The organism is Silvibacterium bohemicum, from assembly GCF_001006305.1.
GTDB classification, from domain to species: Bacteria; Acidobacteriota; Terriglobia; order Terriglobales; family Acidobacteriaceae; genus Silvibacterium; species Silvibacterium bohemicum.
In genome coordinates this window covers 165,418-181,941 of the sequence record NZ_LBHJ01000001.1, presented here as the reverse complement: position 1 = coordinate 181,941, position 16,524 = coordinate 165,418, and the positions used below count along the sequence as shown (strand labels likewise).

Genomic DNA, 16,524 nt, shown 5'->3' with positions numbered 1-16,524 from the left:
ATGAGCCGGCAAAGAGTGCTGCGGAAGATTTACCAGCTCGAGTAAGGCTGTCCGTCGGCGCCCACTTCATTCGATCCGCTATGCACATCGTTCACGCCGGGATCGGTCTGATCGATGCTCTGCAGCGTGTCGTCGGTGGAGGTAACCCAGGTTTCGCTGGAATGGGTCATGGGATCTTTGGGGATGGTCTTCAGATAGCCGTTTTGCACCAGATCGTCCAGCGACTGCGGGGCCTTGGCCTTGTCCATGGTGTAGGAGTCAATGGCGTTGCGAAGCACATGCAGATCCTCCTTCAGCACCGCCTCTTTCGCATTCTTGATCGACGAAATGAAGCTGGGAATAGCGATTGCCGCCAGCACGCCGATGATCAGCATTACGACCATCAGCTCCACCAGCGTGAAGCCGCCTTGCTGCGCCGAGTTGGGTTTCCGCCTGCTCACGTGAGCGATTCCTGCTCCTACCAGTCCTTGTATTTGGTTCCGTCCAGCGCCGTGCCATCCGATTTCGAGTACACATCAAAGACACTCTGACCACCCCAGGAATCGCTGGTCGCATCATCCTGCATCGACCGCATCCCCCAGTCATCCTTGCCGGTCATCGGATCGAGGGGGATGCGCCGCAGAAAACGCACCTTTTTTCCCTGCACATCCACACCATCGACCAGCGTCTGCAGATCGGGCGGATAACCCTGGCTGTCCACCTTGGTCTGAAAGGCATTCTTATCGGCCGCATCCTTGTAATGGTCGATCGAGTCGCGCATCTGCCACAGGTCGTAGCGCAGCTCGCGTTCCTTCTCGCGCTTCACCTGGAAGCGGGCCACCGGAACCGCCGCCGAGGCCACAATAGCGAGGATGGCTACGGTCACGATCAGCTCGACCAGCGTCAAGCCGGCCTCGCCCTCCCGCCGGCCTGTTCGTCGTCCCGTTCGACTCGGTATTGTTGTCATCCACAGCATCCCGATAGGCCCGCAAATTCATTGCCCACGGTTTAGGGTTTGACCTGAACCAGCGCTCGCGCTCCGGTCGCCGGCAGGGACTGCTGCGCGCTGTTCCGGACGACCGGCCGCGTAATGACCACCGCGGCATCGCCCGGAGACTTGGCCTGGAAGGTCAGCAGGCACACCGTTCCCGAACCCGATATTCCATGCGTGCCCGGAGGTCGCGAAGCGGAGATAGCGACATTGCCGCTGCCATCGTCTCGATGTACCAGCGCCACCGCTTGTCCATCCTGGCCCAGGAAGTTGGTGCCCTTGGCCGAATCTGCCAGGTCTACGTTGATCAAATTGAGTTTGGCTTGGTCATATTGGAGCTGCAATGGAACCGAAAAGACGTCGCTGCCGCCGGCCAAAGTCACTGCCATTTGGAAGGTCGACCCCACCTTCTGCGGCTGCATCTCCGGAGTCAGTCCCAGCTTCACCGGCTGGTTGTCCGCGTGGCCGTCGGCTTCCATCTGCATGCTGGCAATTGCCGCAGCAGCAGCATTCGCTGCCGAGGGCGGAACGCCTGCCGGCTGCGGAACCGTAAATTGCGACGCAGCCGCCTGAGGACGAGCAGCCGGAGCGGGCGTCGCCGCCGGAGGCGTGGTGTCGAGATTGATGTGCCGCAGCTCGATCGAGTTGCTGGTGCCTGAATCGATCTCGCGCAGGTTATTCGGATCCAGCATGGTGGCGCGCACCACATGTGGAACCAGCAGAAAGACGATTTCATCGTCCGAGATCGTCTTGTCGTTGCTGCTGAAGATGTATTTGAGGATGGGGACGGAAGCCAGGCCTGGAGTTCCATTCAGCGAGGTGTTGGTCTGCTTCTGCAGAATCCCGCCCAGCATGTTCGCTTCCCCGTCTTTCAGGCGAACCGTCTGCTCCACGATGCGCTGGGTGATAATGGGCTCGTTGACGCCGCCTAGATTTTGGCTGGAATTCGAGCCTGAGACCTCGATCTTCAGCTTCAGCGATACATCGCGGTCGTAGTGAACGGTAGGCTTAATGGTGATGTTAACGCCGATGTCCAGGTACTGGAACTGGGTGTTGACCAGCGAGCTGACAATGGCCGTCGCCGCGCCAGTCTGGTAAGAGCCGGTCGCTACCGGCAGCCGTTCGCCGATCTTGAGCGATGCCTCCTGTCCATCGGAGGCGCGGACGCGCGGGTTCTGCAGGATCTTCGTGTGAGCATCCGATAACAGCAGATTGGCACTCGCTTGCCCCAGAGTGACCGCGAAGTTGGTGCCATTGAGATGGGCCAGGCTGTTCAGGGTCAGACCGTTGCTGGTGTCGGTGGTTCCGGTAGTCGTGGTCGTGGTGGAGCTGCTCGAGGAAGACGAGCTGCTCGTCGCGTTGTTGTTCGAGGCCTGGAAAGCCACGCTCGCCGTTTGCGGAAGCTGGATACCGATGGTTTTCTCGTAGTTGCGGCTGACCTCGAGGACAGCCACATCCACCACCACCTCGGGCTTGGCCCGGTCCAGATCGCTTACCAATTTCTGCGCCAGCATCAGCTCATCGGGGGTGCCGCGCATGATGATCGCATTCTGACTGGCGACGCCGTAGATCTTGGCGGTCTGAAACATGTTGCGCAGCGCCGTCTGGACATCGGTGAAGTCATTCTGCTGGGAGACGTTGGTGAGATAGAACGTCTGCACCGCCTGCTCTTCAAGCTCGGTCCGTTTGCTGCGGCTGTTCTGCGCGACAAAGATGGTGTTGGGAGTAATCGGACGCCAGAAGGTCCCCGAGGTGATGCCGATAATTCGCAGAGCGTCGTAGAGGTCGACGTTCGTCAGATCCACCTGAACGCGCTTCGAGGTGTAATCCGGGTCGAAGAGCACGTTGACGCCCGCCAGCTTGCCCACCGTCTGATAGATGACCTTCGTATCCTCGACGGAATGGAGGGTCAAAGGCTCGCTCGAAAGCGGCTTCAGATGGATCGGACCGCCGATACTCTGCAGCGAGATTTCTTCCGAAGGAGGCGCCGGCGCCTCCTGGCTGGCAGGAGCCTGGTTAGCCTTGTCCCTTGCCGCCTGCATATCCTGCTGGGCCAGCTCATTGCTGGGATCGATCTCCAGGGCGCGTAAAAATTCTGTGACCGCGCCAGTGGTATCGCCCTGATCGCGCAGCTTTTCTCCGCGCTGTACGTGGATGCCGGCAACCGGAGTGCGCAGCCGTTCGAACGATATCCGGAAACGCTCATCTTTGGGGTTTTTCTGGAAGGCGGCGCTGTAGTCGTTGAAAGCCGTCTCCAGGTCGTTCTTTTCCTCGGCAGCCTGGCCCTGCTTAAAGAGCTTGTTCGCCGACTGAGCGTGCGCCTGAGAGGCAAAGGGTACGAGCATCAGGGCAAAGGCCGTAAGGATTGCCCACTTCGAGATGCGGAAATTCATGGAACTCCAGGCTGGCATAAAGATGGACACAGGCGGAGCTATTCCCGCACTGCCGGATCGAGAACGCCTGCGGAAAACCTCGGAGTGTAAAACCCCGTTCCCGGCGATGTTCGGTCGCGACGGACGCGCAGCCGATAACTCTTTGCTTGTCATCACCCGGTGCTGGTTGAGTATAGCATCGCGCACTACCCGGGAAAGTGTACCGCGACCGCGTGCTAGCATGAAAATTTGGACCTCTGACCATGCCTCGCCAATCGACTCACTCCAACGTGCAAGCCCCTCAAAAGAACAAGCCGAGGGACCCGGTCGCTTCCGGAGACCGGGACGCCAGCGTCAACCGCTCCGCCAGCTTCAACTACTTCCTCCTCGATAAATTCGAGGCCGGAGTGGCGCTGCGCGGCACCGAAGTGAAGTCGATCCGTGAAGGAAAAGCCAACCTCAAAGACTCCTATGGACTCATCAAGGACGGCGAGGCCTTTCTTCTCAATGCGCATATCGGCCCCTATTCCCATGGAAACACCAGCAATCACGACTCTCTCCGGACGCGGAAGCTCCTCCTTCACCAGGACGAGATTCGCAAACTAACCGGACAGACGCAGATCAAAGGCCATACGCTCATTCCCACCCGCCTTTATTTCCGTAAAGGCAAGGTGAAATGCGAGATCGCGGTAGCCAAGGGCAAACAGGACTGGGACAAGCGCGAAACCGAACGCCGCCGCGAAGCCGATCGCGAAGCCCGCTCCGCCATCGCCCACAGCAAAGGCAAGTACGCGAAGTAGCCCCTAACTCCCACCCCGTCATCATCCGTCCGGCTCGGATATCGGCAACTTCAGGACGAAATGTTAGGACCGGGAGATACTCGGACGGCGGTCTCCTCTATTGGAATCTGGGCAGCTTCAGCCATTTAAGCGGCTTGCCGATTTTTTCGAAGGACGGATCTGCTGACACCAAAGTCGCAGCACTCGAAAGCGCCAACTCCGCGGCGAAGCTATCGGCATAGCCCAATTTGTATCGATGTTTCAGGGCTGCGGCTCGAAGCGTCTGGTCGAAATCGACGCCGGAAATCGACACGGCGTGCCCCAGGGTTCTTATATGTTGAAGGGCATTCTCTTCGCTGGTGAACCGAAGCAGAATGCAATAAACCTCGCCGAGGTTGATCGCGGAGATCGAAAGCCGCGCTTCGCCTCGTTGCGCCTGTTCAAGCAGCGCTCGCACTTTTTCGCTACCCTCCGCATTGCCAATCTGGAAATAGCGGAGGATGGCGTTGGCGTCGAGAACGTATTCCTTGACCGGTGCGGCTATTGTTCGAATAACGCCCTCGCGGCGACTTATCTCTCTTCACGCAAGCGCGCTGTCTCGCGCTCTTGATTTAACGTCTCCTCGAGCGGAAACTCTTTGAGCGATCCTTGAAGAGCATAGAGGGCTGCAAAGCTCTCCGGTTCGAGCGTCAATTTGCCTTGGTCTTCTTGAAAGATAACCGTCACGCCTTCATCCAGACGGTATTTCTTCCTCAGTTTCGCCGGAATTACGATCTGGCCCTTGGAACTGACAACGGAAGATGAAGACATATGGCTTACCTCCTGGTAAGAATTATCTTACGAGCAAGTAAGCCTACGGGCAAGAGCAGTTTCCCTATATCCCCTACTGCGCCACCCCACCCGCCGGAACGTGCTCCTCAAGATATCGCGCAATCAGGCTGTAAACATGAAATGACGTCCCCGGCCCCTCCGAAATGGAATGCGTGCGGTTGGGATAGTCCATGAAGTCGAAGGGCTTGCCCAGCTCGACCAGTTTGTTGATGAGCAGCTCCGTCCCCTGGAAATGGACGTTGTCATCGCCCGAGCCATGCACCACCAGGAGATGACCGGCGAGTCCCGAAGCAAAATTGATCGGCGAGCCGTCATGGTAGCCCTGCCGGTTCGCCTCCGGCAGACCCATGTAGCGCTCCTGGTAGACGGTATCGTAGTGGCTCTCGTCAGCCACCGGAGCGACGGCGATCCCGGTCGAAAAGACTCCCGGATAGCGGAACATGACGTTGAGCGTGTTCGACCCTCCGCCGCTCCATCCCCAGATAGCCATGCGCGAGGTGTCGATATAGCTGCGCTCGCGCGCCAATTCTCGAATAGCCTGCGTCTGCTGCGCGGAAGACAGCACGCCGACCGCGCCGTAGACGCATTTCCGCCATTCGCGTCCCTTGGGAGCCGGCGTGCCTTCGTTGTCGAAGCTGATGACCAGGTATCCCTGCTGCGCAATCAGCGCATGGAAGAGCCGTCCATTGTTGCCCCAGGCATCGCGAACGGTGGTCGACGCCGGCTCGCCGTAAACATTCACCAGGACCGGATACTTCTTCTTAGGATCGAAGTCCGGAGGCCGGATCATATATCCATTCAGAGTGATGCCGTTCGCCACCGGCACTTCGAAGAACTCGGTATTTGGATTCCCTTCCGCTTTCCCAATCAGCGGCTGAACCTTACGCGCCAGCTCGTCGTTATCAACCAGCGTGCGGACAGCCTTGTGATCCGGCAGATGAACAATCTCGATGCGGTTGGGTCGGTTGAAGGTGCTGTAGCGATGCACAGCCCATCTGCCGTTCGGCGCAATGTCGTAGGCGTGGAAGCCGGGCTGATCGTTCGGCGTAACCCGCTCCGGGGTTCCTTGCCCATCGAGGCGAGTGCGGTAAAGAGAAAGCCGCACCGGCTCGGCCGGCGAAGCGGTGAAGTAAAGCCATCCGGCATCGGAATCGATGCCCGCCTTGGCCACCAGATCTGCCTGAAAATTGGTGATCAGCCGGGGCTGTCCTGTCTTGCGGTCGACGCGGTAGGCGTGACGCCATCCATCGCGCTCGCTTAACCAGAGCAGATCGGCGCTCGTACCGCCGTGCCCGTCCTCGATCCAGTCCAGCGGAAAATGATCGACCCAGGCCTTGTCGGTGTCTTCGAAGAAGAGCCGCGCATCCCCGGTGCCGGCATTGGCCAGCATGATCTGCGCGGTGTTCTGCAGGCGGTTGAGGTATTCGATCATTACCTCGTTCGAATTGCCGGCCCACTCCAGCTGAGCGATGTAGTGGTTGCGCGAATCGCCTTCGAGCCTGATCCACCGCGTGGGGCCGCCGCTCACCGGCACCACTCCGGCGCGCACCGCGGAGTTGGTAGTTCCCGGCTGCGGATACTTATACTTCACCGTCTCCGGATACTCGCTCCGGGTGTCGTTGATCAGCGTGTATTCGCCGACTCCGGACTGGTCGAACTGCCAATAGGCGATGGACCGGCTATCCGGGCTCCAGCGGAAGCAGTTGCGAAGCTTCAATTCTTCCTCGGACACCCAGTCCGAGGTCCCGTTGATGATGTCCGCCGAGCCGTCAGTAGTAAGCTGCACGATCTTCCCCGTCGCCAGCTCTTCGACATAAAGATTGTTGGCCCGCACATAAGCCGCGCGGCGGCTGTCCGGAGAAATGGTCGCAAACATCAGCGTCGACTCCGGCGCATCGCCTCCCAGCTTGGTCAGCTTCCCGGTCGCCATGTCATAGAGCCAATAATCGCCGCGGGTATTCGCCCGCCACACCTTCTTGGAATTGGTGTAGACCAGCAGGCTCTTCTTGTCCGGCGACCAGGAGTAATCCTGAATCTCCAGCGGCGCACTCTGTCCTGACGGCACGAGTTTGGCCGCGGCAACCAGCACTCTCCGCTTGCCCGAAGCCGTCTCATACGCGACGATATCCAGCCCCTTGCCGCCGTTCGCGGGGGCCTCGAGGATCGTGTACTCCTCGCCGTTGTTCAGCCATGCCAGCTGGACGTTCTTCTCCACATAGGCATGCTTGTTGAAGATGGCGTCGAGTTGCTGGGAGAGAGAAGCTTCGGAGGCGAAAGCGGGGGAGCTGACCGTCAACGCGATCAGACAGCAGAAGGAAAAGGCGCGGGCAGATTTGAACAAGAAGAACCTTCCAAAAGCGGGATTCGCGGAGGAAACGCTTCGATTCGACCGATTATATGCGGCTGTGCAGTAGCCCACGCACGAAGAAGCCACGAAAGTTCTACGCCAGGCCGAAACAGCAAGCTGCCTTGTAAAATCTAGCTTCACCCAGAGGTGTATTCCCAGCGCATGAAAACTGAACTCGTCTTTACTCCCTCCGCCGCTGTTTCTTCCGAGTTGCTCGCCGTCTTCGCCGTCGACAACAACACCAGCAAAGAAAAAGATGCCAAACCCGAACTCACGCTACTGATCTCGGAAGAGGCTGTGAAAAAAGCCGCTGCCTTTGTTCTCTCCACCGGAGAATTCAAGGCCGAAGCGAATGAAACGCTGCTGCTTCACTCTCCCGAAGGATTGAAGGCTGCCCGCCTGCTGGTCATCGGCCTGGGCAAAGCGGGGAAGGCCACTCCGCACGATCTGCGTAAAGCTGCGGGAACCGCCGTCCGCTTCGCCAAGCCTCGTGGCATCCGATCCCTGGCAATCGCCGCGCCGGCGACATCCTTCGACGCCAAACTCGCGCTGCGCGCCATTACCGAAGGCGCCATCGTCGCCGACTTCGATTCGGACACCTACCGCACCGATCGCAAAGATCGCAGCATTCAATCGCTGACCATCCTTGCTCCCGAAAGCTTCGACAAAACAGGCGCAGAGAACGGCCATCGCGAAGGCGCGATCATCGCCGAGTCGCAGAACTTCGCGCGCACCCTCATCAACGAGCCCGGCAATCGCATGACACCAACCATCCTCGGCAGCAAGGCCGCGGAGATGGCGAAAGAAGTCGGCATCCAGTGCGAGGTCTACGGCGCGGACAAGCTGCACGAGCTGAAGATGGGCGCATTCTGGAGCGTCTCCCAGGGATCGGAAGAGCCGCCCGCGCTCATCGTCATGACCTACGAGCCCGAGGGAGCGCCAGCAGGACCCGTGATTGGACTGGTCGGCAAGGGCATCACCTTCGATACCGGCGGCATCTCCATCAAGCCGGCCGACGGCATGGAGAAGATGAAGTACGACATGGCCGGAGGCGCGGCCATGATCGGAGCCATGCGCGCTATCGCGCAGCTCAAGCCGAAGGTCAAGGTGATCAGCATCGTCTGCGCGGCCGAGAACATGCCCTCCGGCAAGGCGCAGAAGCCGGGCGATATTCAGATCGCCATGTCCGGCAAGTCAATCGAGATCATCAACACCGACGCCGAAGGCCGTCTGGTATTGGCCGATGGTCTGCATTATGCACGGCAACTCGGAGCCACCCACCTCATCGATGCAGCAACGCTGACAGGAGCGGTCGCCGTGGCTCTCGGGCAGATCAACGCCGGCGTCTTTGCCAACAACGAAGAGGCCTTCCAGCATTTCTCCAAGGCCCTAGAGATCTCGGGAGAAAAATTCTGGCGCTTGCCCGTCGAGGACGAGTATCGCGACCAGATCCGCTCCTCCATCGCCGACATCCAGAACACCGGCCTGACACGCTACGGCGGAGCCATTACCGCGGCGATGTTCCTCAAGGAATTTGTCGAGGACACACCCTGGCTGCACCTCGATATCGCCGGAATGGCATGGCTCGATTCCGATAAATCCTGGATAGCACGGGGCCCCAGCGGCATCGCCGTTCGCAGCATCGTCGAATGGGTGCGCAGCTACGCGGAGTAAAAAAACAACCTAGCTCGAAAGAAGCGAAAGGCACGCCAGCAATGGCGTGCCTTGTCCGCTCTGGCGCCGAACGAATGAAACATCGGCGCTCAACCTCGATTTGACAGGAGATCTGTTCACTAAGGCGCGAAGCGCGGAGGCCCGAGAGCTAATTCCGACGGCAAGTCCCGGCCGGTCCTCTTCTTCAGGAGGCCGCCTTTAAATGCTTACCATCGGCAATTTCTTCGATAATTTTCTGGCTGAAGGCAGCAATATCGTCCGGTTTGCGGCTGGTAATGAAGCTCCCATCGAGCACTACTTGTTGATCGACCCAGTTCGCTCCCGCATTCTTTAGATCGGTCTTCAGGGATGGCCACGACGTGACCTTCTTCCCCTTCACCACTCCTGCTTCAATCAGAAGCCACGGACCGTGGCAGATTGCAGCAATCGGTTTCCCCGTCTGCGCGAATTCCTTCACGAATTCCACCGCCTTCGGGTCCATGCGCAAATGATCGGGGTTGATGACACCGCCGGGGAGCACCAGCGCGTCATATTCCGATGCCTTCACCTGCTCGAGGCTCTTATCCACCTTGAGGGTGTCGCCCCATTCCTTATGCTTCCACGCCTTGATCTCGCCGCTCTTGGGTGAGACGACGTGGGTTGTTGCACCAGCCTGATCCAACGCCTTTCTGGGCTCGGTCAATTCGACCTGTTCTACTCCATCCGTTGCCAGAAATGCGACTTTCTTCCCTTTGAGGTTTGCTGCCATTGAACGAACCCTCCACGGTTCCTAGCTTTTCGTGCTCGTTCTAAAGAGTGAGAAGCCGTAATCGGGAGGTGCGTTGCCAGCAAAATCGCTCCGATTGCCGGTGTGCGTGCAGCCGGCTATATAGGGATAAAAGAAAGGGCGCTCGAAATTCGAGCGCCTTTCTTCTTTGGGGGAGGGCTGCTTCGCTGGGCTTACTTCACCGTAACTGGTTTGGCCGTGCCCCATCGAAAGAGAAATTCGGCATATCCAAACTGAGCATCATGGTCGGTGGGATAGATGGCCGAGATGGCGCTCTTGCCCCACGCATACGCGTAATAGAAATTCAGCGAGACAGTTTTGGTCACGGTCCAGTCGGCGCTCACATCCGCCAGCGACGAAAACGAGCTGTGGCCGTTGGCCGGCCGCCCGGTAAAGCCGAAGACCTTGTTATCGAAGGCTCCGCCGCCCTGATACCAAAGATCCTTGCCCGAGGTCAGCTGCAGCCAGTGCAGGTCACTGCGCACGGCCACGCGCTTTATGGGATTGTCGATCACCTGGATGAAATCATCCGTGCTGTTCATCAGGTTGTAGAAAGGAAAACGGGCGTAATTGCGCGGCGTTGGAAGCAGTTGAGAAAAGGTGTGGTGCTCGTTGTCGTTCGGATTGTTGTCTCCAGTGCTGCGAAACCAGCCCGACCGGAACCAGGGATTGCCCAGCCCGCCCTTGTACTGATATCCGCCTTCGACTGCAGCTGCTCCGCCGAAGTCGCTCTGCACTCCCCAGTTGCCGTTCTGCAGAACCGCCCAGGCCAGGAAGTCGAAGTTCCCCGGGCCTGCGGGAATACTCGTAATCACATCGCCGCCGTAGGTGCCCAGGCGAATGTTTTTATGATCGGCCTGGCGCACGGCGAGCGGTCGATTATCTGTTTTGACGACGCCGGTGCGGCCGTCGTGATAGCCGATGCCGAAGACACGCCAAAGCACATGCTGGTTCAACTCGGACTTGGTGAACGCGAGATATTGCACATCGACATTCAGCTCCGGGTTGCCGTTCATGTTGAAGACGCCCTGCGTCGCGCGGGCGGCCATGCCGGTGATATCCCAGGTGCCCGAGCCATAATGGCCGTCGACGCCGTCAAAGCTGCGCTGCGCGACCGTAAATCCGAAGTTGCTGATGAGCCGCTGCGAAACACGGTTGGGCTGCAACCATGCGATGGTCGCGTTTTTCGGCTGCGTCTCCAGGCCCTCGAAAAACTCGAAGCGTCCAATGCGAACATTTTTGTCGGAGCCATCGAAGTCGCGGCGTAGATAACCCTGCTTGAAGAAGGCTGCAGCAGGGTAGTCGTTGTTGCCATTGGAGGCATAGTAAGTCCCGCCCAGGCCCAACTGACCCTGCGCCGTCACTTTCGAAACGGATTGCGTCGGCAGATCGATCATCGCGGCTGTGGTTAACTCGGCCAGCCAATCCCACTGCGGCAGCTTTTGCGAAACCGAAAGACGAAGAAGAGATTCGCCATAACCATAGGTCTCCGTGTAAGGAGGCGCGGCGAAGAAATCCCAGGCGACCGAACGTGACCGGTCGTAAACGTTGAAGACGATGGGATGCGGGTTTGGGGATGAAGATGGGTTTGGGGATGGAACCGGCGCGGTTTGCGCGCGGAGGAGCGACGCGGAACACACGAAGAGTGTCGCGAGAAATTTACGCAAGTGTTGGCTCTCCAAAAAGTAAAGCAGCGCCAACCACTTTAGCGACGTTATAGCGAGACGCGCATCCATCAATCGATGGAGGGAGAGGCCCATCCAGCGGCGGAGAGGCGAATTACTGCAACGTTAATAGCTTCCTGCGAATAGGGTCGAGCGCAAGCGGTCTACATCACTTCGGGAGCGCTGATGCCCAGCCAGCCCAGCGACCGGATCAGCTCGCGCTGCGCCACCGCAGCCGTGGCCAGTAAAAACTGTTTCCGCGCCGGATCGGCCTCGGTAAGGATGTGATGCTTGCGGTAAAAGTTGCTGAACTCCTGCGCCAGCTGAAAAGCATGCTTCGCCAGATACGCGGGCTCGGCGGTCGCGATGCACTGGTCTAACAGGAGCGAAGTTTTCGCTGCGCGCAGCCACACCTGCCAGATCCCGTCGTTCTCTTCGCCGGTGAGATACGGCGTGGCATCGACGTCCGTCATCCTGGCGAGTGCGGATTCAGCCGTCGTCTCCGCTTTGCGGAAGATGCTGCGCGTGCGCACCACCGCGTATTGGATATAAGGGCCGGTCTCACCTTCGAAGCTGAGCGCATCTTTGAAGTCGAAGGCGATCACCGAATTGCGCGTGTACTTGAGCATGAAGTAGCGCAGCGCTCCGACGGCGATCTCCTTCGCAATCACACCGCGTTCCTCTTCACTCAATTCGGGATGCCGCTGATCAACTTCCGCTCGCGTTGCCTCGATCAGCTTGTCGATCAGGTCATCCGCCTTCACGCCGAAGCCCTTGCGGCCGGAGACTTCGATGTAAGGCCGTGCCTGGTCTTCCTCTGAAACCTCGTAGCCGAGATCGAGCGCGCAGCGCGGCGTGAGCGCCACCATCTCGTAAGAGAAATGCGTGTAGTGCTCGGCCTGCTCCGTGTATCCGAGACCGCGCAGCGCCTGGATGACGTTGGCCTGCGGATCGGCCTGCCGTGAATCGATCACGTTGTAGATAGCCTGCGCGCCGCCAAAGTTAGGATGGTCAGGCTCGCCGCTCTCGGCGGAGATCCAGCACTGATGGTCGGGATAAGTGAAGAAGCGCCGATAGCCGAAGTCGCGCCCCAGAAGGCCAAACTTCCACAGGTGATAGGCGATGTCCTTACCCACGTAGGTCACCGTGCCATTGGAGCGCACAATCACCTTGGCATCCTCATCGGGTGCTTGCCCGTTGTTCGCGGCTTCGCTCTCAAGTGCCTCTTCTTCGCGAAGCGGCTCGGCAGTGCGGCCGGCACGCTGCATCACCCAGCAGCCTTTGTTCTTGCCTTCGGTCTCGTAATAGAGAACGCCCTTGTCCTTCAGCTGCTCGAAGGCCAGGTCCCAGAAGTGGAGATGAAGAATCTCGCTCTCGCGCGGCAGCAGGTCGTATTCCATGTCCAAACGCAGCATGGTTTCGAGATGCCGGCGCAGCACAGCAGTCGAGATAAGCTCGGCAATCGCCGCGGTATCGTTGCCGCCGTGCTCGATCGCATGCAACGTATCGAGGCGCACCTTCTTGCGCGCCGCCTTCTCCGCTTCGTCGGCTTCGTACCACTGCGAAACACGCGCATACAAATCCCAGCAGTAATAGTCGATGCGCCGGCCTTCTAGAGCGAGCCGCGCCATCAATGCCTGCACGTCCCCGAGTGACAGCTTTTCAAGATGGGTCAGACCGACGACGATATCCGCGACCTGCACGCCGGTATTGTCGATGTAATTCTGCACATCGACCTTCTGTCCGGCGGCGCGCAGCAGGCGGACAAAGGTATCGCCGAGAATCGCATTGCGCAGATGGCCGACATGCGCAGCCTTGTTGGGATTGATGCTGGTGTGTTCGACCAGCGAGTGCAGCCCGGCGCCTTCGAGCGCAATTTCACCATCAACAGCGATGGCCTTCGCCGCTGCCCCGCGATCGAGCCGCGCGTTGATGTAGCCGGCTCCGGCGACCTCGAATCCGGCGAAGCCTTCGACGGGACCGAGTGCAGCAACAATCTCTTCCGCGATCTTGCGCGGAGCCTTGCGCAGCTTGCGCGCCAGCTCGAAGGCCAGAGGCAGCGCATACTCCCCGAATTTGATCTCGGGAGGCTGCTCAATCGCCAGCGCATCGGGCGCGATCTGATAGAGCTCGGACAAAACCGCCAGGAGGCGGCTAGAGAGGGCTTTCTGCTGCTTCAGGTACACGTGAAATCACCAGGCAAAACTGCGTAAAGTATCTGATTTTCCTATCGATTCTAGCAGCTGCGCGCATGTGGTATATCCTAAAAGCAACCGCACTTCGAGGTGCACCCATGAGCGCCACACTCACCCTTCTCGACTATTATCTGAACGAAACCTGGAGCCCCGACCGGGAGTTTGTGAACGGGGAGATTGTGGAGAGAAACTTGGGTGAGAAGAGTCATGCCGCGTGGCAGCTTGCATTAGGCCGCCTGCTAAGCAACTTTCGGCAGAGCGCGCATGTCCGGGTTTTTCCGGAACTCCGCTTGCAAACCTCATCAAAAAATTTCCGCATCCCTGACCTTATGGTCATCGACCGTGATGCTCCCGACGAGGAGATCATCACCCACGCTCCGTTGTTGTGCGTGGAGATTCTTTCTCCGGAGGATCGTTTTTCCAAGGTGGAAGAGAAGGTCGACGAGTATTTCCGCATGGGTGTCCGCGCGGTATGGGTCATCGATCCACGAACGCAGATCGGCTACCAGTGCGAAGGAGCGCGCTTTCATGACTGGAAGGTTTCGTCGACGCTTACAGTGCCCGGGACGCCTATCCGCATCGAGATGAGCGCCGTCATCGCCGATCTCGATTAGCGTCCTCGACGTAGCGCACGCAATTAACGATAATCTGAAGAGTCGGACACGCTTCCGCTGCACTACTGAATCCCATCAGACATCAGACCATGTCCAACAAGTTCTATCTCACGACCCCGATTTACTACGTCAACGCGCGCCCGCATATCGGCACCACCTACACCACGGTGGTTGCGGATGTGATTGCGCGGCGCAAGCGTGCGCTCGGCATCGATACCTTCTTCCTCACCGGCACCGATGAGCACGGGCAGAAGATCGAGCGCTCGGCCGAAAAAGCCGGCTGCAGCCCGCAGGAGTTTACCGACCGCGTGTCGGCACAATTCCGCGCGCTGTGGGACCGCATGGGGCTCACCTACGACGACTTCATCCGCACCACCGAGCCGCGCCACACGAAAGCGGTGCAGAAGCTCTTTACGCTGCTCAAGGACCGCGGCTACATCTACAAGGACACCTACACCGGCCAGTACTGCGTCTCCGACGAGGCCTTCGTCGATGTGCCTCCGGGCGCGCCTTGCCCCGATTGCGGCCGCATCACAGAGACGGTCAGCGAGGAGAACTACTTCTTCAAGCTGTCAGCCTTTGAGCGCCCCCTGCTCGAATACTACGAGGCGCATCCCGAGTTCATTCAGCCCGCGACCCGGCGCAACGAGGTCCTCTCGTTCGTCAAGGCCGGTCTCAAGGACTTGTCCGTAAGCCGCACCAGCTTCAAGTGGGGCATCCCGGTTCCCGGCGACGAAAAGCACGTCATCTATGTGTGGATGGATGCGCTGGCCAACTACATCACGGCTCTCGGCTGGGGCTCGGACGACACGACCAAGTTCGACAAATACTGGCCGGCGGACATTCACATCGTTGGCAAAGAGATCACACGCTTCCACTGCGTCTACTGGCCGGCCTTCCTGATGGCCGCCGAAATTCCGCTGCCTAAGACGATCGTCGGCCACGGCTGGCTGCTCTTCGAAGAGAGCAAGATGTCGAAGTCGCGCGGCAACATCGTGCGCGCCGAAACCATCCTCGATGTGCTGGGAGCCGATGCGCTGCGCTACTTCCTGCTGCGCGAGATCGTCTTCGGCCAGGATGGCAGCTTTTCCTTCGACGCACTGGTGCAGCGGTACAACTCCGATCTCGCGAATGGATATGGGAACCTCGTCAGCCGTACGCTGACGATGATTGGGAAGTATTTTGGCGGGGTGATCGACGAAGCTCCCGCATTCGATGCTCTGGTCAAAGAACACGCGACTGCAGCCATCACAAACTTCAATACAGCCTTCGATAGTCTCAGCTTTTCGAAGAGCCTGGAATCTGTTTGGGATCTGATCGCCGATGTAGACGGTTTCCTGACTGCAAATGCCCCATGGAAGGAACCGGAAGGCACCTCATCAGAGGTTCTAAAGCAACATCGCCAGCGCATCTTGTTCACTGCAGCCGAAGCGATCCGCATCATCACAGCCCTCGTCTGCCCAGTCATCCCCGACGCCGCCGCGAAGGTTTGGACGCAGCTAGGCCTCGGCGACATCCGTAACGCTGACTTGAAGAATCTAAAGTGGGGCGGCCTCCAGCCCGGCACCAAACTCGGCGAACTAGGACCTGTCTTCCCCCGCGCAGAAAAGGACGCGGTTCAACGCATGAAAGAGATCGAAGAGAGCAACAACCCGGCGGAAGCGAAGCCCGAGCCGGTTCCCGAAATTACTTCCGCACGCACGTCCGCTCCTACACCCGGGCACGTTCCGGTCAAGAGCCCCGCGCCTACCAGCGAGCACCATCCCTCGAAGCTCGAAAACGTGCTTGACGGCCTGGCCGTGGCCATCTCCGAATCGAACAGCGAGAGCGCGGCCGTCGCCGCCTTCACCGATTTCGTTAAAGAAAACATCGGAGCAACGGTAAAAGGCTCGACATCCGAACCGTCCGATTCCGTCCAGGGAGGGACCCTGCCCGCGCTTGCCGAGCAGATCACCATCGACGATTTCATCAAGGTAGATCTGCGTGTCGCCCTCATCAAAGTCGCCGAGCGCATTCCCAAGGCCGACAAGCTGCTACGCCTCGAAGTCGATCTCGGCTACGAGCAGCGCCAGATCCTGGCCGGCATCGCCGAGGCCTACACGCCGGAATCGCTGGTCGGACGCAAGGTGGTCATCGTGGCCAACCTCGCTCCGCGCAAGCTGCGCGGCCTGGAGTCGAACGGCATGATCGTCGCCGCCTCGCTCGAAGGCGGCAAGCCTGTATTGGCCGGATTCCTCGAGGACATCGAGATCGGGGCGCGCCTGAAATAGGGCTGCGCGTCCAGCGATACGCGCTTCGCGCCACACCTTTGC

General features: G+C 59.1%; 13 protein-coding genes. 4 read left to right on the top strand and 9 right to left on the bottom strand.

Annotation, left to right across the window (positions count from 1 at the left end):
- Positions 1–29 precede the first annotated feature (29 nt).
- From XX99_RS00825 to XX99_RS00815, 3 genes are read right to left on the bottom strand one after another with little or no spacing between them, the layout of a single operon-like run.
- Positions 30–440, bottom strand: coding sequence for a type II secretion system protein (locus XX99_RS00825; protein WP_269430945.1), 411 nt, complete (start codon positions 438–440; stop codon positions 30–32).
- A 17-nt stretch (positions 441–457) separates the two neighbouring features.
- Positions 458–946 (bottom strand): type II secretion system protein, encoded by a 489-nt coding sequence (locus tag XX99_RS00820; protein ID WP_184084454.1) that lies wholly within the window; start codon positions 944–946, stop codon positions 458–460.
- A gap of 41 nt (positions 947–987) precedes the next feature.
- Complete coding sequence (locus tag XX99_RS00815; protein WP_050057485.1) at positions 988–3,363, bottom strand: secretin N-terminal domain-containing protein; 2,376 nt, start codon at positions 3,361–3,363, stop codon at positions 988–990.
- Between the two features lie 242 nt (positions 3,364–3,605).
- Here XX99_RS00815 and smpB point away from each other — a divergent pair, with 242 nt between their 5' ends.
- The gene (smpB, locus tag XX99_RS00810; protein WP_050057484.1) at positions 3,606–4,142 is read left to right on the top strand and encodes an SsrA-binding protein SmpB; all 537 of its coding nucleotides are present in this window, start codon (positions 3,606–3,608) and stop codon (positions 4,140–4,142) included.
- 97 nt (positions 4,143–4,239) lie between these two features.
- Here the strand turns inward: smpB and XX99_RS00805 are convergent, their stop codons facing one another.
- The 3 genes from XX99_RS00805 to XX99_RS00795 all read right to left on the bottom strand — a co-directional run bounded on the left by XX99_RS00805 (position 4,240) and on the right by XX99_RS00795 (position 7,293).
- A complete protein-coding gene (locus XX99_RS00805; protein ID WP_269430949.1) occupies positions 4,240–4,665 on the bottom strand; it encodes a PIN domain-containing protein in 426 nt (141 codons plus the stop codon).
- A 26-nt stretch (positions 4,666–4,691) separates the two neighbouring features.
- On the bottom strand, positions 4,692–4,931 hold the full coding sequence (locus XX99_RS00800; protein WP_050057482.1) for an AbrB/MazE/SpoVT family DNA-binding domain-containing protein: 240 nt from the start codon (positions 4,929–4,931) through the stop codon (positions 4,692–4,694).
- 73 nt (positions 4,932–5,004) lie between these two features.
- On the bottom strand, positions 5,005–7,293 hold the full coding sequence (locus XX99_RS00795) for a S9 family peptidase (RefSeq protein WP_050057481.1): 2,289 nt from the start codon (positions 7,291–7,293) through the stop codon (positions 5,005–5,007).
- 168 nt (positions 7,294–7,461) lie between these two features.
- Here XX99_RS00795 and XX99_RS00790 point away from each other — a divergent pair, with 168 nt between their 5' ends.
- Entirely contained in the window at positions 7,462–8,973 is a 1,512-nt protein-coding gene (locus XX99_RS00790) for a leucyl aminopeptidase (RefSeq protein WP_050057480.1), read from the top strand.
- A 184-nt stretch (positions 8,974–9,157) separates the two neighbouring features.
- On the opposite strand, the gene XX99_RS00785 is transcribed toward XX99_RS00790, so the two are convergent.
- From XX99_RS00785 to XX99_RS00775, 3 genes are all read right to left on the bottom strand, one after another.
- Positions 9,158–9,721 carry a type 1 glutamine amidotransferase domain-containing protein gene (locus XX99_RS00785; protein ID WP_050057479.1) on the bottom strand — a complete coding sequence of 188 codons (564 nt, stop codon included), beginning with the start codon at positions 9,719–9,721 and terminating at the stop codon, positions 9,158–9,160.
- A gap of 191 nt (positions 9,722–9,912) precedes the next feature.
- Positions 9,913–11,406, bottom strand: coding sequence for an alginate export family protein (locus XX99_RS00780; RefSeq protein WP_231581101.1), 1,494 nt, complete (start codon positions 11,404–11,406; stop codon positions 9,913–9,915).
- Positions 11,407–11,567: 161 nt separating this feature from the next.
- On the bottom strand, positions 11,568–13,589 hold the full coding sequence (locus tag XX99_RS00775) for an arginine--tRNA ligase (protein WP_050057478.1): 2,022 nt from the start codon (positions 13,587–13,589) through the stop codon (positions 11,568–11,570).
- Positions 13,590–13,696: 107 nt separating this feature from the next.
- Here XX99_RS00775 and XX99_RS00770 point away from each other — a divergent pair, with 107 nt between their 5' ends.
- Entirely contained in the window at positions 13,697–14,212 is a 516-nt protein-coding gene (locus XX99_RS00770) for a Uma2 family endonuclease (protein WP_050057477.1), read from the top strand.
- Between the two features lie 89 nt (positions 14,213–14,301).
- Positions 14,302–16,482: a methionine--tRNA ligase gene (gene metG, locus XX99_RS00765; protein ID WP_050057476.1), complete on the top strand. Its 2,181-nt coding sequence runs from the start codon at positions 14,302–14,304 to the stop codon at positions 16,480–16,482.
- The last annotated feature ends 42 nt before the right edge of the window (positions 16,483–16,524 follow it).

Coding starts and splice junctions, on each gene's coding strand:
- XX99_RS00820 (WP_184084454.1), bottom strand. CDS start 946: ATGACAACAATACCGAGTCGAACGGGACGACGAACAGGCCGGCGGGAG.
- XX99_RS00815 (WP_050057485.1), bottom strand. CDS start 3,363: ATGAATTTCCGCATCTCGAAGTGGGCAATCCTTACGGCCTTTGCCCTG.
- XX99_RS00800 (WP_050057482.1), bottom strand. CDS start 4,931: ATGTCTTCATCTTCCGTTGTCAGTTCCAAGGGCCAGATCGTAATTCCG.
- XX99_RS00785 (WP_050057479.1), bottom strand. CDS start 9,721: ATGGCAGCAAACCTCAAAGGGAAGAAAGTCGCATTTCTGGCAACGGAT.
- metG (WP_050057476.1), top strand. CDS start 14,302: ATGTCCAACAAGTTCTATCTCACGACCCCGATTTACTACGTCAACGCG.
- XX99_RS00790 (WP_050057480.1), top strand. CDS start 7,462: ATGAAAACTGAACTCGTCTTTACTCCCTCCGCCGCTGTTTCTTCCGAG.
- smpB (WP_050057484.1), top strand. CDS start 3,606: ATGCCTCGCCAATCGACTCACTCCAACGTGCAAGCCCCTCAAAAGAAC.
- XX99_RS00770 (WP_050057477.1), top strand. CDS start 13,697: ATGAGCGCCACACTCACCCTTCTCGACTATTATCTGAACGAAACCTGG.